Here is a 24,802-nt window from a genome sequence, read left to right as displayed (position 1 = left end):
CGAACCGCCCCGCCGCCGCTCACTCCGCCTCACGCGAGCGTATCGCCCCGCTGCCGCACGCCCCGCTTCACGCGAGCGTCTCGCCCGCCTCAGCGGGCTGCGCTCGCGGCGGCCGCACGGGCGACGTTGATCGCGTCGCGCGTCTCGCGCGCGGCCGCGGCGGCGCGCTCGGCGTAATCCTCGCCCTTGCCCGCGTAGAGAATCGCGCGCGACGAGTTGATCATCATGCCCGTGCCGTTCGCCGTGCGTCCCGCGCGGACGGTCGCCTCGATATCGCCGCCCTGCGCGCCGATGCCCGGGATCAGCAGCGGCATCTCGCCGACGATCTCGCGGACCGCGGCGATCTCCGCCGGGAACGTCGCGCCGACGACGAGCGAGACCTCGCCCGACGCGTTCCACGTGTTCGCCGCCAGATCGGCGACGTGCTGATAAAGCGGACGGCCGCCCGTTTCGAGAAACTGCAGATCCGATCCGCCGGCATTCGACGTCCGGCACAGCACGATCACGCCCTTGCCCGCATGCGCGAGATAGGGCTCGACCGAATCGAAACCCATGTAGGGATTGACCGTCACCGCGTCCGCGCGATAGCGCTCGAACGCCTCGCGCGCATATTGCTCGGCCGTGCTGCCGATATCGCCGCGCTTCGCGTCGAGGATGACCGGGATGCCGGCATGGTGTGCGTGGATGTAGTCGACGAGCGATTCGAGCTGGTCCTCGGCGCGATTCGACGCGAAATAGGCAATCTGCGGCTTGAACGCCGAAACGAACGGCGCGGTCGCGTCGACGATCGCGCGGCAAAACGCGTAGATCGCATCGGGACGGCCCGCGATCGCGGCCGGAAAGCGCTTGGGTTCGGGATCGAGGCCGACGCACAGCAGCGAGTCGGTGCGCGCCCAGGCGGACGCGAGGCTACGAGTAAAGGACATGAAGATCGGATCGTGAAGACGGCCGCCGCGCATCGGGCGGCCGGAGACTGCGCATCGCGCGCACACGGCGACATTGTAACGAAGCGCCGTACGCGGCCGCGCGTCGCGGCGCGTTCGTGCTTTCATGCGTGCGTGCCGACAAGGTACGCGGCATCCGACCCGCACGCGCGCGATCGCGGATCGCGGCGCACGTGCCGGTCTTACCGTCCCGATCGCGGGACAGGCAGCGCGCCGAACAGATCGACCGAAAAGCGGAACCGCCGTTCGAGCCGCTGACCGGGCGCGAGCACGGTCATGCCGTGCGCGGCCGCGCCGCCGGGCAGGTTGACCGCGTTGATCGGATGATCGACCGGTTCGAAGCAGAACCAGTCCTTGCGCGCGGGCGTATAGAGCAGGTAGTGGTCGGCGTCCGACTCGATGTCGAGCGCGAGTCCGTGTTCGGGCCACAGCACGCGCGCGCGGCCGGTCCAGCCCGAGAACGCGTGGTTCGCGACCCCGCGCGGCAACGGATACGCGATGCCGTACCCATAGGCCGCGGGCGTGCGGATCGCGTGCGTCGGCAGCCAGTCGCGCCCCGACAGCCACGTGTGCGATGCGGGTGCGAGCAACAGCGTGCCCGGCGTACGCGGCAGATACGGATGCAGCCCGATGCCGAACGGCATGGCGAGCTTGCCCCGATTCTCGACTTCGAAACGGATCGTCAGCGACGTATCGACAAGCTCGATATGCTGCGCGGCATGAAACGCATAGGGCGTGCCGCGCGTCACGAGCGAGAGCGACGCATGCGCATCGCCGGCCGCGTCGACAGACCAGCGCGAGAGCCAGCCCGAACCGTGGATCGGGTACGGCTCGCCGTCGCGGTTCGGCGCGATGCGGATCGTGCGGCCTTCGAATTCGAAGCACCCGCCGCCGATTCGATTCGAGAACGGCACGAGCGGATAGCACGCGAGCTCGGTCGGATCCGCGAGGCGCGCGTGTTCGGGGGCACGGAAGATCGGTACCTGCCGGCCGCCGCATGCGAGATCGAAGCGCGCGATGCCGCCGCCGATCCCCGGCGCGAGTTCGAGACGCAAACTCGACGTCGCGAGGGTAATGCGCTCGGATGCGCGCGCACGCGCACCCGAGGATGAGACGGTCTTCAACGACTTGGAACGCAAAGCCCGACTCCGTTACGACGCCAGCGCGGGGCTCGCGCCGAACCGCGTATCGGCGAGACCGCGCGCGCCGCTCGCGCCGACCTGCGCGACATAGATGCCGCCCGAGGTCGGATCCGCCGCGAGCTGAGCCTCGCTCAGGTCCTCGCGCGCCGACGTGATGTAGAGCGTGCCGAAGTCGGCGCCGCCGAACACCGGGCAGCTCGGCTGCGGCACGGGCACTTCGATGCGTTCGAGCTCACGGCCTTCGGGGCTGTAGCAGATCACGCGACGGCCTTCCCACTGCGCGTTCCAGAGATTGCCTCGGGTGTCGATCGCCGATCCGTCCGGATAGCCGTCGGGGTCCGACAAACGAACGAACTCGCGATCGTTCGAGATCGTGCCGTCGAGTGCGTAGTCGCAGACGCGGATCGCGCGCGTCGGCGTATCGCAGTAGTACATCGTGCGGCCATCGGGCGTGAACGCGAGACTGTTCGAGATTTCGCAGGCCGGCAGCGGCAAGCGTTCGACCGACAGATCGAGATTGAGCCGATAGAACGCGCATTGCGTCTTGTGCTCGCCCGATTCGTCCTTCGTGCCGAACACGAAACGGCCTTCGCGATCGAGACGGCCGTCGTTGAGGCGCGTCGGCAGGCCGGTCTCGATCTCGGCGATCGTCTTCACGCGGCCCGTCGCGATCTCGTAGAACGCGAGCCGCGACTCGAGGCCGAGCAGCAGATAGCGGTCGTCTTCGCAAAGCGCATAGGTCGCGAGCCGCTCGGGCATCGCGAACGTCTTCAGATCGCGGCGCGCGGGGTCGTACCGGTACAGCACCGACTCGTAGATGTCGGTGAAGAACAACGCCTGCGCGCGCGCGTCCCAGACCGGGCCTTCGGCGAGCGTGCATTGCGTATCGAGCAGCAATTGCGCCTTCACGCCCAGCCTCCGTCGACGAGCAGGTGTTGCGCCGTGATCATGCTGCTGTCGTCGGCGGCGAGAAACAGCGCCATGCGCGCGAGATGCTCGGGCATGAGTTCGGCGTCGATGCATTGACCGCGCTTGATGTCGGCGCGGCCTTCGTCGGTCAGCCACATCTCGCGCTGCTTCTTCGTGAGGACCCAGCCCGGCACGAGCGCGTTGACGCGGATATTGAACGGGCCGAGGTCGCGCGCGAGCCCGCGCGTCAGACCTTGGACGGCCGCCTTCGCGGCTGCATAGACGGGATAGCCGCCGTTCTTGAGCATCCAGCTGATCGAGCCGAGGTTGATGATCGAGCCGCCCTTGAGCGCCTTCATGTCCTCGATGACCGCCTGCGCGGCAAAGAACTGGTGACGCAGATTGACCGCGATGCCCTTGTCGAAGCTCTCGGGCGTGACCGACTCGATCGAGTGACGCACGTCGTTCGCCGCGTTGTTGATGAGCACGCCGATCGGACCGAACGCCGCGCGGACGTCGTCCACGGCCTTGCGCAGCGCATCGATATCGGTCAGGTCGCAGCGCAGGAACAGCGGCTTGTGGCGTGCGTTCGCGAGGCGGGCGACGAGCGCCTCGCCGGCGGCCGCGTCGATATCGACGAAGCCGACTTTCGCGCCTTGCGCGACGAAGTGCTCGACGAACGATTCGCCGATGCCGGTCGCGCCGCCGGTGATCAGGACAGTGCGATCGACGAGGCTAGGAAACTGGCCATAAGGTGAAGACATCGGAATCCCTTGTTCGAAGTTTGGATCGGGGCCGGCCCGCGCATTGACGCGCGCGTGCGCGCCGGACGATAAAAAGCAGGAAGGTGAGGACCGGTCGAACGCGCCGGCTTCATTCCGGATGCTGGCAGGCATGCGGGACGCGCCTCTGCGGCGCGCGTCCCACGGAATTCAAAAAAAACTGGCGACATTATGCGTGCGCCGGCATCCGCCGGCGCACGCAAATCGATGATGCAGCGCAACAAACCGATGGGCAGCCGCGTCGTTGGGCCGGGTCCGCATGACGGCCGCGACCGCGCCGCCCTTGTGACGTCGCGATGGGCGCGTCGCGGGTGTTGTCACACGCCGGCTTCGGCCCGCGCCGCCGCGAGGCCCGCGATAAACGCGCGGGCGTTCGCGCCGACTTCGGCGGCCGTGTTGCCCGGCTTGTAGAGCGCCGAGCCCAGGCCGAAGCCCGATGCGCCCGCCGCGATGAACGGCCCCATATTCGTCGGCGTCACGCCGCCGACCGGCACGAGCGGCACATGCTTGGGCACGACCGCGCGCCACGCCTTGAGCACCGGCACGCCGAGCTGCTCGGCCGGAAACATCTTGAGCACGTCGGCGCCGTTGCTCAATGCCGCGAACGCTTCGGTCGGCGTCGCGACGCCCGGCGCCGCCGCGAGGCCCTTGGCCTTCGCGGCGCGCACGACGGCCGGGTCGCTATGCGGCATCACGATCAGATCGCCGCCCGCGCGCGCGACTTCGTAGACGTGTTCGACGCTGAGCACCGTGCCCGCGCCGACGACCACGTCCTTGGGCATCGCCGCGCGCAGCACGCGAATGCTCTCGAACGGGTCGGGTGAATTCAGCGGCACTTCGATGACGCGAAAACCCGCGTCGACGAGCGCTTCGCCGATCGCGACGATTTCGGCAGGCTGCACGCCGCGCAGGATCGCGATCAGCGGGCACGCCTGCATGGCCGCGTGCAGCGCCGCATGCGGATGGTAGGGAATGGCGTTCGTGGCGGGGGTCGTCATAAGGCGTCTACGTCCAAGGAAAGAGGTCAGGCTTGCGCGACGAGTCCGGCCTGGCTCGCAATCTGCCAGAGTCCGCGTTCGGTCGCGTTCTGCACCGTACGCGCATGCGTGCAGCCGAAGTGCGCGAGCACGAGCCGGTAGCGTTCGACGAGCTTCGCGTCACCGATCAGCAACACGGGCTGCGACGCCCACGTCGCGCCTTCGCGTTCGAGCAGCTTTTCGAGGCCCGCGATTTCGTGCCCGATCAACAGGCCCGACAGATAGTCGGGCTGCTGGGCCGCGTCGAGCTGTCCGGTCAGACCGAGCGCGCGCGTCGAGAAGATCGTCGCGAGCAGGCCCGCGTCCCACGCGCCGCGCGCGACCGACACGCCGCGCAGAAAGGCTTCGGTGTCGGGCACATCGGGCGTGCGCATCGTGCGGCCGAGTATCGTGTGATCGCGCAGCGCCGCGAACGCTTCGCCCGTCATGAACGTATGGAAACGTTCGATGCTGCGGCCTTCGACGATCGCCCATTTCGCATGCGAACCGGGCAAACCGACGAGCGTCTTGCGCGGCGCGGCGTCCTGCGCGCCGGGACCGGCCTCGAGCATCGCGCCGAGAATCTGCGTCTCCTCGCCGCGCATGACGTTCGGCAGCGTGCCGCGTTCGAGCACGCCGGGCACGATCCGGAGCACGGGGCCGCGTTGCGTGCGGACCTCGGCGAGCGACGACGCGAGACGATTCGCATCGGCCGGCGTATCGATATACGGGGCTTCGACCCAACCCTGCGCGCTGCCGACCATGCCGCACGCGATCAACGGCAGCGTGGGCCGTGCGTCGAGCCAGTCGCCGCAGGCGGCTTCGAACGCGGCGTCGAAGCCGCCCTCCGCCGCCGCGCGCGGCAACTTCATGATGCCCCACGGCAGCGAGCGCACCGCGAGCGCCCGTCCCTGCGCGTCGAACGCATAGGCGCGCAACGAACTCGTGCCCCAGTCGAGCGCGATCAGAACGGCCTGATTCAGGTCCGCCGGCGTATCGGGAATATCGTGCGCCACGGCCGTCGGTTCGGCGTGCGGCGCGGCGTGGCTGACTGCTTGATTCATCGTTTGATCCGTCGTGTCGTGAGTTGCGGCGCGCGCCAGCCGAGTTCTTCCGAGATCGCGCGCGCTTCGCGCTGGACCACGGGCACGAGCTCGTGCATGCGATCGACCGGCATATAGGGGATCGTGCTCGCGACCGAAAGCGCGGCGACGATCAGACCGGACGCGTCGCGCACGGGCGCGGCGACGCACCGGATGCTGGGTTCGTTTTCTTCGAGATCGAACGTGTGTCCGAGGCCCGCGTAGTTCGTCATGCGATCGATGAACGTATCGCGCGTGTAGGGCGTCGGCAGGTCCGCGTAATCGGGACTGCGGCGCGCGGCGTCCCAGAGCGCCTCCCAGGCCGTCGGGCTCAGGTCGAGCATGAGCGCCTTGCCGATGCCGGTCCATGCGAGCGGCATCCGATGGCCGACGCGCGAGCGCATCTCGAGCCCGCGCGTCCCTGGAATCTTGTCGATATAGAGCACGTCGCCGCCTTCGCGCACGCCGAGGTGGATCGTGTCGCGCGTCGCTTCGGCCAATCGTTCGAGATGAGGGCGCGCGACCGCCGACAGCGGCATCTGTTCGAGCGAGACCGCGCCGAGTTCGATGAGCTTCGGGCCGAGCAGATAACCGCCCTGGACCTGGCGCAGATAGCGCGCCTGGACGAGGCTGCTGACGAGCCGATGCGTGGTCGAGCGCGTCGTGCCGAGCGTGGCGCCGAACGTCTTGAGATCGCGCGCGCCCGCGGCGGCGGCTTCGAGAATCGCCAGGCCGCGCAGGAGCGTCTGCGTCCCCGCTTGCTGCGGTGTCGCGTCGAGCAGGGTCGACGGCGTCGGCACGGCCGATGCCGAGGTGACTTTGCCCGGTCGCGCCGCCGGCGAGGCCGAGGCGCCGCCCGGCTCGGCGTGCGCGACGTCGGCGCCCGTGTCGGGTTCGCGCGCGCCCGCTAGGGCGGGGTTCAACGATTTATCCATGATGATCCGCTGGTGCTCCGCATTCGCACGGCCGGATAGGGAGGCCGAATGGGTGGGCCGACTGCGCGAGCCCGAATATGGCTCGCGGCGTCCGCGTGCGGAGGTGTCTCCGATCCTCGTCGTGATTCACGCGGCGGGGCAGCCCGCCGCGCGACCCGCGTGAACACGGCAAGCCCGTCACGCTGGGGCGGATTGTAGGACCACGCGCGCCGCACGCTCAATATCTGAGTGTCTTTCTCATTTAATGGGAATCAATGCGACGCAACATTCGAGCACGACCGACGTGCACAGCGCCGTGGCCCGGCGCTCTTCGCGCGTTGCCGCGCGAGCGCTATCTCGCGGACCGGATCCCGATATCCGAACGGATAGCGGGGGCGCTGACGCGCGAAGCTCGGCGAAATGAAACGAGGCGAGGCGAAACGAGGCGAAACGAAACGTAACGGGAGAGGATCGGACGGCCGCGGCGGCGCGGCCGATGCGTCACTTGTCGGACGGCAGTTCGGCGGCGCCCATGCGGTGGGCGATGATCGCGGCGCGGCTCAGCAGATAGGCGCTCGTGCGGTGGTCGTCGTAGTACTTCGGACGCGGGAGCATGACCGCAAGGCGCGCGGACTGCCCGACCGAGAGCTTCGACGCGTCGGTCTTGTAGTAGTGGGCCGCCGCGGCCTGCGCGCCATAGACGCCCTTGCCCCATTCGACCGAGTTCAGGTAGATCTCGAAGATGCGTTCCTTGTCCATCCAGAACTCGAGCATCACCGTGATGATCAGTTCCTGACCTTTGCGGATATAGGTCTTCTCGGTCGACAGAAACAGATTGCGCGCGAGTTGCTGCGTGATCGTCGAGCCGCCCCACGCCATATGGCCTTTCTTTTTGTTTTTCTCCCACGCCTGCAGCATCGCGTCGACTTCGAAGCCGTTGTTGTTGACGAAGTCGGCGTCCTCGGACGCGATGATCGCGCGCTTCAGATTGCGCGAGACGCCGTCGTACGGCACCCATTCATGCACGAACGCGATCGATTGATCCTCGTGCCAGAACCGCCAGCGCGCCGCGCGCATGAACGCCGTATCGGACGGATTGACGAAGGTCCAGATACCGATCTGCACGAAGTAGAACACCTGCGTCGCGCACCACGCGAACACGATGAGGCCGAACAGATAGGCGCACCACCGGACGACGGGATGCCGGGCTTTTTTCGAGCGGGGCGCCGGGCTTGCGGGCGCCGCATCGACGACGACGGTCACGTCGCGTCACCCGGCGCGCCGAGCAGCGCGCGCAATTCGGCGAGCACGGGCGCGCCGTCGGGCCGCACGCCGCGCCAGATCGAGAACGACTCGGCGGCCTGCTCGACGAGCATGCCGAGCCCATCGGCCACGCGTGCGCCGCGCGCCGCCGCATCGCGCATGAAGACGGTCGGTTCGGCCCCATACATCATGTCGTAGGCGAGCGTGCCGGCCGCGATCGCGTGTGCGCCGTACTCGGGCACCTCGCCGCCGAGACTGCCGGCCGTCGCGTTGACGACCACGTCGAACGCCCCGCACGCGATATCCGCGCCGCCGCCGAGCACCGTGCCGCGCGCGCCGTACGCATCGCCTGCGTGATCGACAGCGCCCGTACGCCCGAACGCCGCCGCGAGTTCGGCGGCCTTGCTCGCCGTACGATTGACGATCACGACTTCGCGCACGCCCGCGTCGATCAGCGGCAGCACGACGCCGCGCGCCGCGCCGCCCGCGCCGAGCAACAGCACGCGCGTGCCCGCGAGCGCGACGCCGAGATTGACCTCGATATCGCGCACGAGACCGATGCCGTCCGTGTTGTCGCCCGTGACCGAACCGTCGGCCTCGACCTTGAGCGTGTTGACGGCGCCGGCCGATGCCGCGCGCGCCGACAACCGGTCCGCGAATGCGTGCGCGTCGAGCTTGAACGGCACGGTCACGTTGAGGCCTCGCCCGCCTTGCGCGATGAATGCGCGCACGGTCGGTTCGAATGCGTCGACGGCGGCGAGCAGGCGGTCGTAGGCGACGGGCTCGCCGGTCTGCTCGGCAAAACGCGCATGGATGAACGGCGACTTGCTGTGGGCGATCGGATTGCCGATCACGACATAGCGGTCGCGGTGCGCGACCTGCGCCGCCGAGGCGGCATCGGAGGAAGAAGCGGTGACGTTCATCGCGTTGCGTTCATCGAAATCGAAAAGAGACCGCGTGCGCGGTCGTGATCGGTTGACGGATCGAGGACATCGTCCGGGACATCCTCGGCGACGTCAGTGCGCGCGCGCGCCGTCGGTATCGACGGGCGGATCGGATGCGTCCGATGCCGCGGCGCCATCGGACGCGCCTGCGCCCTCGGCTTCATCGGCCGTCCGCGCGCCCGTGTCGTCCTCGCCCGGCTCGTCCGCCTCGCCTGCATTCTCGCTCTCGCCTTCGCCCTCGACGGCCGCGCTCGCCGCATCGTTCTCGTCGTCCTCGCCTTCGTCGAGATCGGCTGCATCGCCCGCGACGGGAGCATCGAGCACCTGCACGAGACGCGTCGACGCCTCGACCGTGAGTTCATCGATCGACACGACGTCGAGCATCACGCGCGTGCCTCGCGCATGCACGCCGAGCCCGGGCACGTGCAGCATCAGCGGAATCTCTTCGAGCCGCACGAGATCGCCCTTGACGACCGTCGCGACGACGCGGTCGCGCTTTTCCTGCTGGAGCCAGCGCAGACACCAGAACGTCTCCATCTTGTTCTGATAGTCGGCATAGGCCGCGTACGTCTCGTCGAAGCTTTGGAGCGCCGCGTACAAATCCGCGTCCTTCGGCTTGAACGGCGCGACGAGCTTCGCCGCGACGCCATGCTCGGCGCACGCGAGCAATTGCCATTGATTCACGAGATCGACGTAGCGGCGCAGCGGCGACGTGCTCCACGCGTACTGATTGACGCCGAGGCCTTCGTGCGGCGCGGGCGACGTCTGCATGCGCGTACGGTTCGGGCCGAACGAGCGTTGCGCGCGATAGATGCCGGGCACGCCGTAGTCGCCGAGCATCGCGCCCCAGGTGCTGTTCGCGATGATCGCGAGTTCGGCGACGATCGAATCGAGCGGCGAACCGCGCCGGCGCGGCGTGATCGTCACATGCTCGCCGTCGACGTAGAAGTTGAAGTCGTGATTGCGCTGGACCTCGCGCTTGAGCCCGAAACCGATGCGCGCCTGCTGGCGCTTCTCATGCAACACCTTCGCGAGCGGCCAGAGCATCGCGATCTCTTCCTTGTGCGGATACTCGCCCGTGCCGGCTTCGAGCGCTTCCTCGGTCACGATGTCGTCGAGGTGGTTGTGACGCAAATTGCTGCGCACAAAAATCCGCTCGGCGCGCGTTTCGGTCGTGACGGTCTCGTAGGTCGTGCCGTTGACGATCAGATAGAGCGACAACGCGGGACGTAGACCGCCTTCCTTGAGCGTGAACACATCGACGACGGCGTCGGGCAGCATCGTGATCTTGTCGCCGGGCATATAGACCGTCGAGAGCCGCGTGCGCGCGATCTGGTCGACCGCGTCGCCGCGCGCGATGCCGAGCGCGGGCGCCGCGATGTGGATCCCGATGCGAATCCGGCCGTCGGGCAGACGGCGCACCGAGAACGCATCGTCGATTTCGGTCGTCGTGACGTCGTCGATCGAGAACGCTTCGACATCGCCCTCGGGCAACGCGCCGAGGTCCGGCGCGAACGCGATCGGCGCAAACCCCGTGCCGTACGGAAAGTATTCGGCGAGGAACTTCGCCTCGTGGAGCATGCGCGGCGACGCGACGCCGCCGACGTCGAGCATCAGGCGCGCCGGCGACGTGCCCAACGCGGCCGAGGCCGCCTCGAGCGCCTTGTATTCGATCGAATTCTTGTCGGGCCGCGTGAGCAGGCCGATGACCTTGCCCGCGAAGGCCTCGGGCAGTTGGCGCGCCTTGAGCGTGTCCTCGTACCCTTGCTGGACGAGCGCCTGCTGACGACGGCGCTCGAGCCCGGCGAGCGCCGCGCGCAATTGCTCCTCGGGCGCGCGTTGATACTGGCCGCGGCCCTTCTTGCGGAAGTAGACCGGCGACGCGTGGATACGCAGCAGCAGACCCGCTTGCTTGACCGCGCTCGGCTTCGTGCCGAAGTAGTCGTCGGCGAGCGCGCCGAACGTGAACTCGTCAGCCGGTGCGCATTCCCACAGGAACTCGGGATCGATGTCCTGGGATTCGGCATCGGCCTGCTGCATGAGTTCGGCCGGCGCGGGCGCCTCGAATTCAAGCAGCACTTCCTTGCCGCGGACCTTGACGCGGCGGCCGCCCGGCAATTCGACTTGAAACGCGTCGCCCTGCTTCGACAGGACGGTGCCGGCCTTGAAACTACCGGATTCCTCGAAAAAAACGTTCACTCAAGACTCTCTAGACAATGCCGCAGAACGCGAGCGCCCGGTCGCAATACGCGCCGAAGTCGCTGAGGCCGTGATCGCCACCGTCAATCAGCGTCGTCTTGGCTCCAGCATAGAACTTCAACATGTCGCGGTAATCGAGCACTTCGTCGCCGGTCGCCGCAATCAGGTAATACCGTTCAGGCCGCGTGATCGACGCGACCGCCAATGTTTTGAATTCGTCGAGATGACGCGCCTCGACGACGATGCTGCCTCCGCCGTGCCAGAGCGGCTGTTCGCCGAGATAGCGCGACAGATCGCGACCGGGATCGGTCGCGGGATTCACCAGTACCGCGCGATATCCGTGACGCTCGGCCAGGTAGGTCGCGTAGTAGCCGCCGAGCGAGCTGCCGATCAGGCTGACCTGATCGGCCGGCACGCCGCGGAGCTCGCGCTCGACGAGCGCGATCGATTCGGCCGGCGACACGGGCAACGCGGGACACCGCCATCGATCGGCGTGTCCGAGTTCGGTCAGACGGTGCGCGAGCAGCCGCGCCTTGAACGACTGCGGCGACGAGCGAAACCCGTGCAGATAGACGATCACGCGGCGGCTCCGCTGCGCATGGCCGCATCGAGCGCCTTGAGCAGCTTCTCGTGGACGCCGCCGAAGCCGCCGTTGCTCATGACGAGCACGTGGTCGCCCGCGCGCGCGTCGCGCGTGACGGCCGCGACCAGCGCGTCGAGATTGTCGAACGCCTGCGCCGTCTCGCCGAGCGGCGCGAGCGCCTCGCCGAGATCCCAGCCGAGCGCGTCGCGCCCGGCCGGCGCGCCGTATCCGTAGACGCGATCCGCGTCGTGCAGACTCTCGGGCAACTGCGCCTTCATGACGCCGAGCTTCATCGTGTTCGAGCGCGGTTCGAGCACCGCGAGTATGCGTCCGCCGTGCGGACCGAGCCGCCGGCGCAAGCCGGCCACCGTCGTGCGGATCGCGGTCGGATGGTGCGCAAAGTCGTCGTAGACCGTCACGCCGTGCACCGTGCCGCGGACTTCCATGCGCCGCTTGACGCTCTGGAAGCGCGACAGCGACTCGGCCGCCTGCGCGGGCACGATGCCGATATGGCGCGCCGCCGCGATCGCCGCGAGCGCGTTCATCCGGTTGTGCGCGCCCTGCACGGTCCAATCGACCTCGCCGACCGTCTGGCCCGCGAACGCGACGCCGAAGCGCGTGTCGATCGCTTCGCTCGCCTGAGCGTCGAGCGCAACGGCCTGCCATCCGTCGGCCACGCCGAAGCGTTCGAGCTCGCTCCAGCAACCGCGCGCGATCACGCGATCGAGCGCCGCTTCCGTGCCGTTGACGACAAGCCGCCCGATGCGCGGCACCGTACGGACGAGATGGTGAAATTGCGTTTCGATCGCACCGAGATCGGGAAAGATGTCGGCGTGATCGAATTCGAGATTGTTCAGGATCGCGGTGCGCGGACGGTAGTGGACGAACTTCGAACGCTTGTCGAAGAACGCCGTGTCGTATTCGTCGGCCTCGATGACGAAGAAATCCGAGTCGGTCAGCCGCGCCGAGATGCCGAAATTGAGCGGCACGCCGCCGATCAGAAAGCCCGGGCGGTATCCGGCGTCTTCGAGCAGCCACGCGAGCATCGACGCGGTCGTCGTCTTGCCGTGCGTACCCGCGACCGCGAGCACCCATTTGTCGCGCAGCACATGTTCGCCGAGCCATTGCGGACCCGATACGTACGGCAGGCCGCGATCGAGGATCGCTTCCATGAGCGGATTGCCGCGCGAGACGACGTTGCCGATCACGAAGAGGTCGGGCGCGAGCGCGGTCTGGTCCTCGCCGTAGCCCTCGATGAGCTCGATGCCCTGCGCTTCGAGCTGCGTGCTCATCGGCGGATACACCCCGGCGTCGCAGCCCGTGACGCGATGGCCGCGCTCGCGCGCGAGCACCGCGAGGCCACCCATGAACGTGCCGCAAATGCCGAGGATATGAATATGCATGTGAGCCTGAAAAGCGCGCGCCGAAATCGTGGCATTGTACCCGAGCGATCCGTGAAGCCGGACCGCGACGGCGCGTCTGCCGGCCCCGTCTCGCGCGACGTATTGCGCGTCGTTGCAAGCGATTCCGTCGGTGCCCGGACGTGTAACCGGCATCGACAGACCAGTCGGGTATCATCTCGCCATGTCTCGCAAACCCTATCTTGACCCCCGACGCGTACGCGATGAAGTCGCGGCGGTCGCGGCGCGCTTGATCGCCGAAGACGGTCACGACTACGCGACCGCGAAGCGCAAGGCGGCGCGCCAGATCCTCGGCGACACGCGCATCGCGGGCGAATGGCTGCCCGACAACGAGCAGATCGAGGAAGCGATCCGCGAATACCAGGCGCTGTTCCAGTCCGACAGCCAGCCGCGCACGCTGCAGGCGCTGCGCGGCGTCGCGCTCGAATGGATGCACCGGCTCGCCGAATTCCAGCCGTATCTCGTCGGCGCCGTGCTCAACGGCACCGCGAACCAGCACTCGGACGTGCATCTGCAAGTGTTTTGCGACAATGCGAAGGACGTCGCGATCTTCCTGCTCAATGCCGGCATTCAGTACGAAGTCTCGGAAACGCGTCATTTCAACGGCCGCGGTCAGGTCGAAACGCTGAGCTTCGCCTGGCACGATCCCGTGGTTCCGGAACGAATCTGGATCCATCTCGCGCTCTACGACACGGACGATCTGCGCGGCGCGGTGCGCGCCGACGGCCGCGGCCGTCCGATGCGCGCGAACGAAGCGGCGCTCCATGCGCTGCTCGCGTCCGAGCCGGTGTCGGGCGCCCCCCACGACGGCCCGTCCGAAGGCGCGGCGCGCTGAGGCGCCGCGATGCGCGACGTTTTTTTGTTTCTTGAGGTTCGATTCACATGGCTCGACGCTTTCTTGTCCCAGGTTTGCTTGCGTGCATCGCGTTGCTGACCGGCATCTTCGCCGGTCCGCGCCTCGTCGAATGGGCGAGCGGCGCCGAACATGGCCCCGATAACGCCGTCGCGACGCTCTGGGCCACGACGCTGCCGGCGCCCGACAATACGGCGCAGGCGCTCGCGCAGTTCCGCGGCAAACCGCTCGTCGTCAATTTCTGGGCCTCGTGGTGCGGTCCGTGCATCGCCGAAATGCCCGCACTCGCGACGCTGCACAAGCACTACGCGGCCAAAGGCATCAACTTCGTCGGGATCGCCGTCGATACCGCGCCGAACGTCCAGGGCTTCGTGCATCGCGTCAACGTCGACTACCCGCTCGTGATCGCCGGATTCGGCGGCGGCGACCTCGCGCGCCAGTTCGGCGACGAACAGGGCGCGTTGCCGTTCACGGTCGTCATCGACGCGTCGGGCAAAGTCCGTTCGACGACGCTTGGTCAGGTAAAACCCGAACAACTCGCGCGAACGCTCGACGCCCTGTAGTCATCTCGCTATCCTCCAATGCCACCCGCGTCGAATCGCGGGTCGATCGGGCCGCCGCACCACGAATGCCGGCCTGCCGCAACGATGCAAGCGCCTACATGCTTGCAACTTCGGTCTATCTGCACGTTTCGTACTTTTAGCGACCGGGTATGCCACGATCCGGCGCGATTCCGCGACAAAGACGCGAATTCGGCCCGCCAAAACGGTCCGAACGACCATCCGTTTTCTTCTTCTGCTGGACAACTTCTTTCTTACAGCGGTAAAGTGCGGCCAACTTCGCGGAACCGAAAATTAGTATGACCCCTCGAATTCTCGTGCTTCATGGTCCGAACCTGAACCTGCTCGGCACACGCGAGCCGGCTGTCTACGGACACCAGACGCTCGCGGACGTCAACGCGGCGCTCGTCGCGCGCGCGCAGCAGGCGGGCGTCGAGATCGCGACGTTCCAGAGCAATCACGAGGGTCAGTTGATCGACCGCATCCATGCCGCGCGCGAACAGCGTGTCGAGTTCGTCGTGATCAACCCGGGCGCGTTCACGCACACGAGTGTCGCGCTGCGCGACGCGTTCGCCGGGACCGCCATTCCGTTTGTCGAAGTGCACCTGTCGAACGTTCATCGTCGGGAGCCTTTCCGGCATCACTCGTTCTTCAGCGATATCGCAGAGGGCGTCATCGTCGGGCTCGGCTCGAAGGGCTACCTCTACGCACTCGAGTTCGCATTGGACCGCATCGCCGCGACGCCGCGGACCTGATTGCCGCGACGCGTCCGACCGCGCGGCGCTCCGTGAGAGCGCCGCAATTCGTATATAGCGATTTGTATCTGGGGATATTCGATGGATCTTCGTAAGCTCAAAACCTTGATCGACCTCGTGTCCGAGTCCGGCATCTCCGAACTCGAAGTGACCGAAGGCGAAGGCAAGGTTCGCATCGTCAAGAACGCCGCGCCGGTCATCCTGTCGCAAGCGGCCCCGATGCAATACGCTCCGGCACCGGCTGGCGCACCGCTGCAAGCGGCCGCGCCGGCGCCCGGCGCGCCGGTCGACGCAGCGACCCCGGCTGCCGCGATCGCCCAGGGCCATGTCGTGACCTCGCCGATGGTCGGCACGTTCTACCGCGCGCCGTCGCCCGGCGCCGACGCGTTCGTGCAGGTCGGCGACACCGTCAAGGAAGGCGACACGATCTGCATCATCGAGGCAATGAAGCTGCTCAACGAAATCGAGGCCGACAAGGCCGGCGTGATCAAGGAAGTCCTCGTCGAGAACGGTCAGGCGGTCGAGTACGGCCAACCGCTGTTCGTGATCGCCTAAGCGAGCCGGACTCGCCATGTTTGAAAAAATCCTGATCGCCAACCGCGGTGAAATTGCCCTGCGGATCCAGCGTGCCTGCCGTGAGCTCGGCGTCAAGACAGTCGTCATCTATTCCGAAGCCGACAAGGAAGCGAAGTACGTCCGCCTCGCCGACGAAGCCGTCTGTATCGGACCCGCGCCGTCGCCGCTGTCGTACCTGAACATGCCCGCGATCATCAGCGCGGCCGAAGTCACCGACGCCGAGGCGATTCACCCCGGCTACGGCTTCCTCTCGGAAAACGCCGACTTCGCCGAACGCGTCGAGCAGTCGGGCTTCACGTTCATCGGGCCCAAGCCCGACACCATCCGCATGATGGGCGACAAGGTCAGCGCTAAGCAGGCCATGATCAAGACGGGCGTGCCCTGCGTGCCCGGTTCCGAGGGCGCGCTGCCCGACGATCCGAAGGAAATCATCCGGATCGCGCGCGGCGTCGGCTACCCGGTCATCATCAAGGCCGCGGGCGGCGGCGGCGGTCGCGGCATGCGTGTCGTGCATACCGAGGCCGCGCTCGTCAACGCGGTCAACCTGACCAAGGAAGAAGCCGGCCGCGCGTTCGGCAATCCGCAGGTCTATATGGAGAAGTTCCTCGAGAACCCGCGCCATATCGAGATCCAGGTCATGGCCGACCAGTTCAAGAACGCGATCTGGCTCGGCGAGCGCGACTGCTCGATGCAGCGGCGCCACCAGAAGGTCATCGAGGAAGCGCCCGCGCCCGGCATTCCGCGCCGGCTCATCGAGCGCATCGGCGACCGCTGCGCCGAGGCCTGCAAGAAGATGGGCTACCTCGGCGCCGGCACGTTCGAGTTCCTCTACGAGAACAACGAGTTCTACTTCATCGAGATGAACACGCGCGTGCAGGTCGAGCATCCGGTGTCGGAGCTCATCACGGGCGTCGATATCGTGCAGGAACAGATTCGCGTCGCGGCCGGCGAAAAGCTCCGCTATCGTCAGCGCGACATCGAGTTCCGCGGCCATGCGATCGAATGCCGGATCAACGCCGAGCATCCGTTCAAGTTCACGCCGTCGCCGGGCCGCATCACGTCGTGGCATACGCCGGGCGGCCCCGGAATCCGTGTCGACTCGCATGCGTACAACGGCTATTTCGTGCCGCCGAACTATGACTCGATGATCGGCAAGCTCATCGCCTATGGCGCGACGCGCGAGCAGGCGATCAACCGGATGCGCATCGCGTTGTCGGAGATGGTCGTCGAAGGCATCGACACGAACATTCCGCTGCATCGCGAGATGATGATCGACGCGAAGTTCGTCGAAGGCGGCACGAGCATCCACTATCTCGAGCACCGGCTCGACGAGCGCAAGAACGCGGTGTCCGAGGATGTCTGAGTCAGCCAGCTACCGCGAGCTCGTGATCGAGATCGGTCGCGAGCACGCTGAAGCCCTGTCGGACGCCCTGCTCGATCTCGGCGCGTTGTCCGTGTCGGTCGAAGACGCCGACGCGGATACGCCCGACGAGCAGCCGCTGTTCGGCGAACCCGGCCTGACGCCCGAGCGCGAGGCGTGGACGCATTCGCGCGTGATCGCGCTCGTCGATTCCGACGCGCAGCCCGATGTCCTGCTCGCCGCCGCCGCGAACGAACTCGGCCTTGCGCATACGCCCGCGTACACCGTGCGCGACGTGGCGGACGAGGACTGGGTGCGTCTGACGCAGTCGCAATTCGATCCGATTCCGATCGGCAAGCGGATCTGGGTCGTGCCGTCATGGCACGATGCGCCCGACCCCGATGCATTGATCCTCGAACTCGATCCGGGTCTCGCATTCGGCACGGGCAGCCATCCGACGACGCGCCTGTGCATGGAGTGGCTCGAACAGACGATCACGGGCGCGCCGAGCGTGCTCGACTACGGCTGCGGCTCGGGGATCCTCGCGATCCTCGCGCGCAAGTGCGGCGCGCAGCGCGTCGTCGGCGTCGATATCGACCCGCAGGCGGTCGACGCCGCGCGCCAGAACAGCGCGCGCAATCAGGCGAGCGTCGAGTACGCGCTGCCCGACGATGCACCCGACGGCACGTTCGATATCGTCGTCGCGAACATTTTGTCGAACCCTCTGAAGCTCATGGCTTCGATGTTGAGCTCGCGCGTGCGGCCCGGCGGCCGGCTCGCGCTCTCGGGCGTGCTCGCGCGACAGGCCGATGACGTCATCGCCGCGTACGCACCGTACATCACGCTGAGCGTTTGGCGTGAACACGAAGGATGGGTTTGTCTGAGCGGCGTCGCACACGCTGCATGACAAGTTTTCGATGAACACGGCGTGGCGCGAATCGTTAGTAGAATAGCGCCATTGCTCACCGACCGGCCTCCGGCTACATGGCTTCTATGGCGCTCGCGACCCGCTGCCCTCATTGCCAGACCGTGTTCAGGATCGTCCCTGATCAGCTCAAGCTGCATCGCGGACTCGTCCGTTGCGGACATTGCCGCGAAGTATTCGACGGCGTGCTTCATCAAGTCGAACCGCCCGCGCGGACGACGCCCCCGGCCGCGCCTGCGCAGCCGCACGCGGCCGAAGACGCGCATGCCGCGGCGAGCGCGCCCGTGCATGAGCATGAGCATGAGCATGCGCCCGTCGCACCCGAAGCCGATGCCTCGCACGCGGAAGACGATGCGCTCGCCGACCACGAAGGCGCGCACACGGACCACGACGCATCCGCCGCTGAAGCCGCTGAAGCCGCCGAGGATCGCACCGCGGTCGAGGCATCGCATGCGGATCTCGACGAGCATGCGATCGCGGCCGCATCCGAGACACCCGACGCGTTCGCGGGACACGACCTCTCCCATTCGCACGACGACGCCGCCGACCACGCATCGGCTTCCGACGAACGGCAGTCGATCGAGGCCTCGCATGCGACGGTCGACGAATATGAAGTCGAACACACGCCGGTCGATCCGATCGATCCGCCGATGGACGCCCTCGCGGACGTGCATCGCGAACACCGGCCGGATTCGCTGGGCCGCGCGGAACCGCATCTGCCGCCCGACCTCGACGAAAGCAATCCGTTCGCCGCGGCCACGCCGGCCGACGAGGCACGCGACGATCTGCACGCACCGCGCACCGCACCCGCGCTGCCGCCCGACTGGGATCCGACCGGCGAGCTTCCGCCGGGTGCGCCGCGCGAGCCGTTTGCGCCGCGCACGGAGTTCGGTCACGACACGGCCGATGCAGGCCACGCTTCGGCAGCGATCGAGACGCATGAACACGCGATCCATGCCGAATACACGTCGCATACCGAATACTCGTCGCATGCCGAAGACGCACACGCGAACGAAGCGCGGCACGATGGACACGACATCCACGACGATGTGATCGACGTCGAACCGAGTTCGACGACGCCGAATTACGGCGCGACCTCGCAGAGCGATCCGTGGGCGGCGCCGTCCGATGCGCGCATGGATCCGGCGCTCGCGTTTCCCGTGTCGTCGACGGGCGCGGCCGAAGCCGGCGAAGACACCGAGCACGTCTTCGCGCCGCTCGCCGACGAGAAGAACGAAGACTTCCGCATCCGCGTCGAACCGCACGACGAGCACGTGGCCGAGCTGCACCCCGCGCGCCGCATCCTGGGCTGGATCGTCGCGCTGCTGTTGCTCGTGCTGCTCGCGGCCCAGCTCGCGTGGTGGCAGCGCGAGCCGATCATGGCGCGCTGGCCGAACACCGTCGCGACGTATCACAGCGCATGCGCGAAACTGGGATGCCTGGTCACGCCGCCGCGCAATATCGATCAATTGCAGATCGAGACCTCGACGCTCGCGCAAAGCACGGCCGCGAATCAGTTCGATCTCTCGATGAGCCTGCACAATCGGGCGGGGCTCGCGCTCGCGTGGCCGTCGATCGAGATCTCGCTGCTCGATCAGCAGAATCAGCTCGCGATCCGGCGTGTCGTCACGCCGGCGCAATATCTGCCCGCGAATGTCGATGTCAGCGCCGGTATTGCGGCTGACGGGCATCAGCCGGTCAATCTGCGACTGACGACGACGGGCACGGCGCCCGCCAATTACAAAGTACTGATTTTCTATCCCTGAACAGACGCGGAGCATCAGCAATGAGCCAAGTGACCCTCGGCGGTAACCCGATCGAAGTAGGCGGCGCATTCCCGGCCGCCGGGCAGCAAGCACCCGGTTTCTCTCTCGTCGGCAAGACGCTGGCCGACGTCAAGCTCAGCGATTTCGCCGGTAAGCGCAAGGTCCTCAATATCGTGCCGAGCCTCGACACGCCGACGTGCGCGACCTCGACGCGCAAGTTCAATGAATCGGCCGGCAAGCTCGCGAATACGGTCGTGCTCGTGATCTCGGGCGACCTGCCGTTCGCGGCGTCGCGCTTCTGCACGACCGAAGGCCTCGAAAACGTCATCACGCTGTCGACGTTCCGTGATCCCGCGTTCAAGTCGGCCTATGGCGTCGACGTCAAGAACGGACCGTTGACGGGCCTGACCGCGCGCGCCGTCGTCGTGCTCGACGAGGACGACAAGGTGCTGCACGCCGAGCTCGTATCCGAAATCAAGAACGAGCCGAATTACGACGCGGCGCTCAACGCGCTCAAGTAATATCCGGTCAGATCCGATAGACACGGTAACCGGCGCAAATCGCGATAATGGCATGGCGTGATCGTCATGCCGATGCCCTCCGAGGGGGGCGCGATGCGTCGGAATATCGATTCACGCCGCGGTTTCCGCGGCTTTTTCATATTCAAGAGGTTCGATTTTGGCTTCGCTCATCTGTGGCTCGATCGCCTACGACACGATCATGACGTTCGAGGGGCGCTTCAAGGACCATATCCTGCCCGATCAGGTACACATCCTGAACGTCAGCTTTCTCGTCCCGACGATGCGCCGCGAGTTCGGCGGCTGCGCGGGGAACATCGGATATGCACTCCACATGCTCGGCGGCGACGCGCGGATCATGGGCACGGTCGGCGAGCACGATGCGCAACCCTATTTCGACCGGCTCGCGACGCTCGGCCTGAGCGCCAAGCATGTGCGCGCGCTGCCGGGCCAGTACACGGCGCAAGCCATGATCTCGACCGATCTCGATAACAATCAGATCACCGCATTCCACCCGGGCGCGATGATGCAGTCGCACCTGAACACGATCGCGGCGGGCGACGGCGTCACGCTCGGCATCGTGTCGCCGGACGGCCTCGACGGCATGCGCGAGCACGCCGAGCAGTTCGCGGCGGCCGGCATCCCGTTCATCGTCGATCCGGGCCAGGGCCTGCCGATCCTGAGCGGCGACGACCTGCGGCGCATGATTGAACTTGCCACTTACGTGACAGTCAACGACTACGAGGCCAAATTGCTCAGCGACAAGACCGGCTGGTCGATCGACGAGATCGCGGCCAAGGTCGACGCGGTCGTCGTGACGCTCGGCGAGCACGGTGCGCAGATCTATCATCACGGCAGTGTCGAAACGATTCCCGCAGTCAAGGCCGAACGCGTCGTCGATCCGACGGGCTGCGGCGACGCTTTTCGCGGCGGCCTGTTGTACGGCATCGAGCGCGGCTGGGATTGGGCCACGACGGGCCGGCTCGCGAGCCTCATGGGCGCACTCAAGATCGCCGAGCAAGGTCCCCAAAATTACGCATTCTCACGTGAAGAGATCGCGGAACGCTTCGAGCAAGCGTTCGGCTATGCTCTGCCGTGATCATCTGGCAATGGAGAAGGGTATGAAAAGCATGGTGCGCGCGGCGCTCGTGATTTCGCTGCTGAGCATGGCAACGCTGCAAGGCTGTGCGAACTACAGTACGTCGCCCGATGTGTATACGGCGACGGCCGCGCAACGCGAAGAGTCGGTCCGCTTCGGCACGCTCGAAAGCGTGCGTGCGGTGAAGATCCAGTCGAACGGCGGTCAGCCGAGCGGTCTCGGTGCAATCGGCGGCGGCGCGGTCGGTGCGGTCGCGGGCAGCACGATCGGCAACGGCACGGGATCGGTGCTTGCGGCAATCGTCGGCGGCATCGCGGGTGCGGTCGCGGGGAACGCGATCGAGAACGGCGTCGCGACGCGTGACGGGCTCGAACTGACCGTGCGTCTCGACAACGGCGATCTGCGTGCGATCACGCAAGAGCAAACCGGCGAAGTGTTCCGCGCGGGCGACCGCGTGCGCTTGTTGTCGAGCGGCGGCACGACGCGCGTGACGCACTAAGGTCGTTGCATCGGCTTCACCGTCCTCGCGGGGCGTCCTCGGGCGCATCTTCGCGAGGTGCGATCTGAAGGGATCGAATGCAATGCACGCACATCGATGCGTCGCATGACGCGATCCAAATAAAAATCCCGCCGTCCGGCAAGCCGGAGGCGGGATCGGATTGAGTAGGCCTACTCAACCAAAGACACGCTCAAGCGTGTCGGCGACATGCACGCAACGCTTACGGACGGCTGCCCGTCGGGAACGGCCATGCCGCTGCCGGGTTCAGTGCGGTCTTTGCGTTGCTAGCCGGCGCAGCGGGTGCGACGGTGGCTGCCGACGCTGCAGGCGCAGCGGCAGCAGGAGCAGCGGCTGTTTTCTTCGCAGCCGCCTTCTTAGCAGCAGGCTTCTTCGCAGCGGGCTTCTTCGCAGCGGGCTTCTTGGCAGCAGGCTTCTTCGCCGCAGCCTTCTTCGCAGGCGCAGCCTTCTTGGCAGCAGCCTTCTTCGCGGGTGCAGCCTTCTTCGCCGCGACCTTCTTCACCGCGACCTTCTTGGCTGCAACCTTCTTCGCCGGTGCGGCCTTCTTCGCTGCAACCTTCTTGACCGCGACCTTCTTCACAGCGACTTTCTTCGCTGCAACCTTCTTCGCCGGTGCGGCCTTCTTCGCTGCAACCTTCTTGACTGCAACCTTCTTCGCAGCGACCTTCTTCACTGCAACCTTCTTCGCCGGTGCGGCGGCCTTCTTCGCCGGCGCTGCCTTCTTCGCTACGACCTTCTTCACGGCGACTTTCTTCGCCGGCGCCTTCTTCGCTACAGCTTTCTTAGCGGTGACCATTAGATGCTCCTTCAGGTTTCAAGTAAGAGTCGAACAAACCACACCCTTCATCAAAACCCGCTTCCCGAGGGCGCGCGCAAGCACACCCGCTACGAAGCGGGCCATTCATCGGCGTACGCGTTTCGACGTGCTTACGCTAATGAATACGGCAAGGCGCGCACGGCCAATTCGGGCCGTGCGCGCCAAATACGTACCGGCAATCGGGCCGGCAATCGTCGTTTGATCAAGCCGTCGGCTTTGCCGCCGGCTTTATTTCGGGGGTAGTTGGCCCGTCCCACTGAAGGGCTCGCAAAGTGCTTGTCATCGTCGTGCGGGGCTCTTAAGCCACTCGGCGCGCTTTGCATTCAGGCGACCATGCTCCACAAATTCTGTTTGCATCGGCATCGCGAATTCCGGTGTCGCGATACCGACGCATTCAAACTCCCCAATCTTCTTTCTTTTCGAGTCGCGTGAGCTTATTCCCAGCTCAGAGCGCCACCCGTTTGATATTCAATCACGCGCGTCTCGAAGAAGTTGCGTTCCTTCTTCAAGTCGATCATCTCGCTCATCCACGGGAACGGATTTTCTTCGTTCGGGTACAGCGCATCGAGACCGATCTGCTGGCAACGGCGATTCGCGATAAAGCGCAGATAGCTCTTGAACATCGATGCATTGAGCCCGAGCACGCCGCGCGGCATGGTGTCCTCGGCATAGCGATACTCGAGATCGACAGCCTTCTGGAACAGCGCCGAAATCTCGGCGCGGAACTCAGGCGTCCAGAGATGCGGATTCTCGAGCTTGACCGTGTTGATCAGGTCGATGCCGAAATTGCAGTGCATCGACTCGTCGCGCAGGATGTATTGATATTGCTCGGCCGCGCCCGTCATCTTGTTCTGACGACCCAGCGCGAGAATCTGCGTGAACCCGACGTAGAAGAACAGGCCTTCCATGATGCACGCGAACACGATCAGCGACTTGAGCAATTGCTGGTCGGTTTCCGGCGTGCCCGTCTTGAACGACGGATCGGTCAGCACCGTGATGAACGGAATCAGGAATTCGTCCTTCGCGCGAATCGAATCGACTTCGTGATACGCGTTGAAGATTTCGCTCTCGTCCAGCCCGAGCGACTCGACGATGTATTGATAGGCGTGCGTGTGAATCGCTTCCTCGAACGCCTGGCGCAACAGGAACTGCCGCGCTTCGGGCGCCGTGATGTGGCGATACGTGCCGAGCACGATATTGTTCGCGGCGAGCGAGTCGGCCGTGACGAAGAAACCGAGGTTGCGCTTGACGATCCGGCGCTCGTCTTCGGTCAGACCGTTCGGGTCTTTCCAAAGCGCGATGTCGCGCGACATATTCACTTCCTGCGGCATCCAGTGATTCGCGCAGCCGGCGAGATACTTCTCCCACGCCCACTTGTACTTGAACGGTACGAGCTGATTGACGTCGGTCGTGCCGTTGATGATGCGCTTGTCCGCCACGTTCACGCGTTCGGTCGACGTGTGATCGGCCGCGGCCGCATGTGAGGTCGCGGGCTTCGCCAACGGAGGCGTCGCGATATCGCGCGCGAAGATGTCTTGCGGAAGGGAAGCGTGCTGAGCTGCAACTGAAGGCGTTGCAGTGCGAGGAGCAATGACTGCTCCGGCGGGTGCGCGCAATGCGTTCGATTGCTCGCCGCTCGCGGGAGTTACGGCAGTGATCTCGTCATCCCAGTTGAGCATGAATGTTCACCTTCAAGTTAGATCGGTTTGTACCATCTTTTCTTCAGCGATAAAAGACTTCGCTGAAGAAAATTCGAGAATTTGTTCGCATGCTGAGACCTCCATACAACACTCGCAGTCACACATCGCGAATCGAAGTGAGTGCAGAGAATCGAGTCGGCATATCGAGCATCGCGAA

General features: G+C 65.9%; 24 protein-coding genes and 1 pseudogene. 10 read left to right on the top strand and 15 right to left on the bottom strand.

Annotated elements, in window-relative coordinates:
• Nucleotides 1–89: 89 nt before the first annotated feature.
• The 12 genes from pyrF to mpl all read right to left on the bottom strand — a co-directional run bounded on the left by pyrF (nucleotide 90) and on the right by mpl (nucleotide 13,208).
• Nucleotides 90–926: an orotidine-5'-phosphate decarboxylase gene (gene pyrF / locus D7S86_RS21355; RefSeq protein ID WP_121089386.1), complete on the bottom strand. Its 837-nt coding sequence runs from the start codon at nucleotides 924–926 to the stop codon at nucleotides 90–92.
• Nucleotides 927–1,126: 200 nt separating this feature from the next.
• Complete coding sequence (locus D7S86_RS21350) at nucleotides 1,127–2,083, bottom strand: aldose 1-epimerase (protein ID WP_240648330.1); 957 nt, start codon at nucleotides 2,081–2,083, stop codon at nucleotides 1,127–1,129.
• Between the two features lie 12 nt (nucleotides 2,084–2,095).
• Complete coding sequence (locus tag D7S86_RS21345; RefSeq protein ID WP_240648329.1) at nucleotides 2,096–2,995, bottom strand: SMP-30/gluconolactonase/LRE family protein; 900 nt, start codon at nucleotides 2,993–2,995, stop codon at nucleotides 2,096–2,098.
• Nucleotides 2,992–3,759, bottom strand: a complete 768-nt coding sequence (locus D7S86_RS21340; protein WP_121089103.1) for an SDR family NAD(P)-dependent oxidoreductase — start codon at nucleotides 3,757–3,759, stop codon at nucleotides 2,992–2,994. The genes D7S86_RS21345 and D7S86_RS21340 overlap by 4 nt, the downstream gene beginning before the upstream one ends.
• Nucleotides 3,760–4,094: 335 nt before the next feature.
• A complete protein-coding gene (locus D7S86_RS21335; RefSeq protein ID WP_121089101.1) occupies nucleotides 4,095–4,775 on the bottom strand; it encodes a 2-dehydro-3-deoxy-6-phosphogalactonate aldolase in 681 nt (226 codons plus the stop codon).
• Between the two features lie 26 nt (nucleotides 4,776–4,801).
• Entirely contained in the window at nucleotides 4,802–5,857 is a 1,056-nt protein-coding gene (locus D7S86_RS21330; protein ID WP_121089099.1) for a 2-dehydro-3-deoxygalactonokinase, read from the bottom strand.
• Nucleotides 5,854–6,798: an IclR family transcriptional regulator gene (locus tag D7S86_RS21325; RefSeq protein ID WP_240648328.1), complete on the bottom strand. Its 945-nt coding sequence runs from the start codon at nucleotides 6,796–6,798 to the stop codon at nucleotides 5,854–5,856. The genes D7S86_RS21330 and D7S86_RS21325 overlap by 4 nt, the downstream gene beginning before the upstream one ends.
• A gap of 492 nt (nucleotides 6,799–7,290) precedes the next feature.
• Nucleotides 7,291–8,052: a monofunctional biosynthetic peptidoglycan transglycosylase gene (mtgA, locus tag D7S86_RS21320; RefSeq protein ID WP_121089095.1), complete on the bottom strand. Its 762-nt coding sequence runs from the start codon at nucleotides 8,050–8,052 to the stop codon at nucleotides 7,291–7,293.
• Entirely contained in the window at nucleotides 8,049–8,975 is a 927-nt protein-coding gene (gene aroE / locus D7S86_RS21315) for a shikimate dehydrogenase (protein WP_121089093.1), read from the bottom strand. The genes mtgA and aroE overlap by 4 nt, the downstream gene beginning before the upstream one ends.
• 93 nt (nucleotides 8,976–9,068) lie before the next feature.
• The gene (locus D7S86_RS21310; protein WP_121089091.1) at nucleotides 9,069–11,195 is read right to left on the bottom strand and encodes a ribonuclease catalytic domain-containing protein; all 2,127 of its coding nucleotides are present in this window, start codon (nucleotides 11,193–11,195) and stop codon (nucleotides 9,069–9,071) included.
• Nucleotides 11,196–11,205: 10 nt separating this feature from the next.
• Complete coding sequence (locus tag D7S86_RS21305) at nucleotides 11,206–11,775, bottom strand: YqiA/YcfP family alpha/beta fold hydrolase (protein WP_121089089.1); 570 nt, start codon at nucleotides 11,773–11,775, stop codon at nucleotides 11,206–11,208.
• Nucleotides 11,772–13,208, bottom strand: coding sequence for a UDP-N-acetylmuramate:L-alanyl-gamma-D-glutamyl-meso-diaminopimelate ligase (mpl, locus tag D7S86_RS21300; RefSeq protein ID WP_338069193.1), 1,437 nt, complete (start codon nucleotides 13,206–13,208; stop codon nucleotides 11,772–11,774). The genes D7S86_RS21305 and mpl overlap by 4 nt, the downstream gene beginning before the upstream one ends.
• Before the next feature lie 154 nt (nucleotides 13,209–13,362).
• Here mpl and D7S86_RS21295 point away from each other — a divergent pair, with 154 nt between their 5' ends.
• From D7S86_RS21295 to D7S86_RS21250, 10 genes are all read left to right on the top strand, one after another.
• Nucleotides 13,363–14,034 (top strand): UDP-N-acetylmuramate--alanine ligase, encoded by a 672-nt coding sequence (locus tag D7S86_RS21295; RefSeq protein WP_121089087.1) that lies wholly within the window; start codon nucleotides 13,363–13,365, stop codon nucleotides 14,032–14,034.
• A 47-nt stretch (nucleotides 14,035–14,081) separates the two neighbouring features.
• The gene (locus D7S86_RS21290; RefSeq protein WP_121089085.1) at nucleotides 14,082–14,615 is read left to right on the top strand and encodes a TlpA family protein disulfide reductase; all 534 of its coding nucleotides are present in this window, start codon (nucleotides 14,082–14,084) and stop codon (nucleotides 14,613–14,615) included.
• Nucleotides 14,616–14,911: 296 nt separating this feature from the next.
• Nucleotides 14,912–15,367: a type II 3-dehydroquinate dehydratase gene (gene aroQ / locus D7S86_RS21285; protein WP_121089083.1), complete on the top strand. Its 456-nt coding sequence runs from the start codon at nucleotides 14,912–14,914 to the stop codon at nucleotides 15,365–15,367.
• Nucleotides 15,368–15,448: 81 nt separating this feature from the next.
• Entirely contained in the window at nucleotides 15,449–15,922 is a 474-nt protein-coding gene (gene accB, locus D7S86_RS21280; RefSeq protein ID WP_121089081.1) for an acetyl-CoA carboxylase biotin carboxyl carrier protein, read from the top strand.
• A 16-nt stretch (nucleotides 15,923–15,938) separates the two neighbouring features.
• Nucleotides 15,939–17,306, top strand: coding sequence for an acetyl-CoA carboxylase biotin carboxylase subunit (accC, locus tag D7S86_RS21275; protein WP_121089079.1), 1,368 nt, complete (start codon nucleotides 15,939–15,941; stop codon nucleotides 17,304–17,306).
• A complete protein-coding gene (gene prmA / locus D7S86_RS21270) occupies nucleotides 17,299–18,210 on the top strand; it encodes a 50S ribosomal protein L11 methyltransferase (protein WP_121089077.1) in 912 nt (303 codons plus the stop codon). Before accC ends, prmA begins: the two co-directional genes overlap by 8 nt.
• An 86-nt stretch (nucleotides 18,211–18,296) precedes the next feature.
• Nucleotides 18,297–19,994 (top strand): DUF3426 domain-containing protein, encoded by a 1,698-nt coding sequence (locus tag D7S86_RS30305; RefSeq protein WP_121089075.1) that lies wholly within the window; start codon nucleotides 18,297–18,299, stop codon nucleotides 19,992–19,994.
• 20 nt (nucleotides 19,995–20,014) lie between these two features.
• A complete protein-coding gene (tpx, locus tag D7S86_RS21260) occupies nucleotides 20,015–20,515 on the top strand; it encodes a thiol peroxidase (protein WP_121089073.1) in 501 nt (166 codons plus the stop codon).
• A 157-nt stretch (nucleotides 20,516–20,672) separates the two neighbouring features.
• Nucleotides 20,673–21,611 carry a carbohydrate kinase family protein gene (locus tag D7S86_RS21255; protein WP_121089071.1) on the top strand — a complete coding sequence of 313 codons (939 nt, stop codon included), beginning with the start codon at nucleotides 20,673–20,675 and terminating at the stop codon, nucleotides 21,609–21,611.
• 22 nt (nucleotides 21,612–21,633) lie between these two features.
• Nucleotides 21,634–22,110 carry an outer membrane lipoprotein gene (locus D7S86_RS21250; protein ID WP_121089380.1) on the top strand — a complete coding sequence of 159 codons (477 nt, stop codon included), beginning with the start codon at nucleotides 21,634–21,636 and terminating at the stop codon, nucleotides 22,108–22,110.
• 220 nt (nucleotides 22,111–22,330) lie between these two features.
• Here D7S86_RS21250 and D7S86_RS21245 read toward each other — a convergent pair whose 3' ends face one another.
• The 3 genes and pseudogenes from D7S86_RS21245 to D7S86_RS21235 form a co-directional block, all read right to left on the bottom strand.
• A complete protein-coding gene (locus D7S86_RS21245; protein WP_121089068.1) occupies nucleotides 22,331–22,924 on the bottom strand; it encodes a histone H1-like DNA-binding protein in 594 nt (197 codons plus the stop codon).
• Nucleotides 22,911–23,268: pseudogene (locus D7S86_RS30300) on the bottom strand (hypothetical protein). The gene D7S86_RS21245 and the pseudogene D7S86_RS30300 overlap by 14 nt, the downstream one beginning before the upstream one ends.
• A gap of 111 nt (nucleotides 23,269–23,379) precedes the next feature.
• On the bottom strand, nucleotides 23,380–24,624 hold the full coding sequence (locus tag D7S86_RS21235; protein WP_121089066.1) for a ribonucleotide-diphosphate reductase subunit beta: 1,245 nt from the start codon (nucleotides 24,622–24,624) through the stop codon (nucleotides 23,380–23,382).
• Between the last annotated feature and the right edge of the window lie 178 nt (nucleotides 24,625–24,802).

This window comes from Pararobbsia silviterrae (genome assembly GCF_003628125.1).
Classification (GTDB): Bacteria; Pseudomonadota; Gammaproteobacteria; order Burkholderiales; family Burkholderiaceae; genus Pararobbsia; species Pararobbsia silviterrae.
Note: the sequence above shows the minus strand (reverse complement) of the source record. Positions and strands in the feature narration are given on the sequence as shown.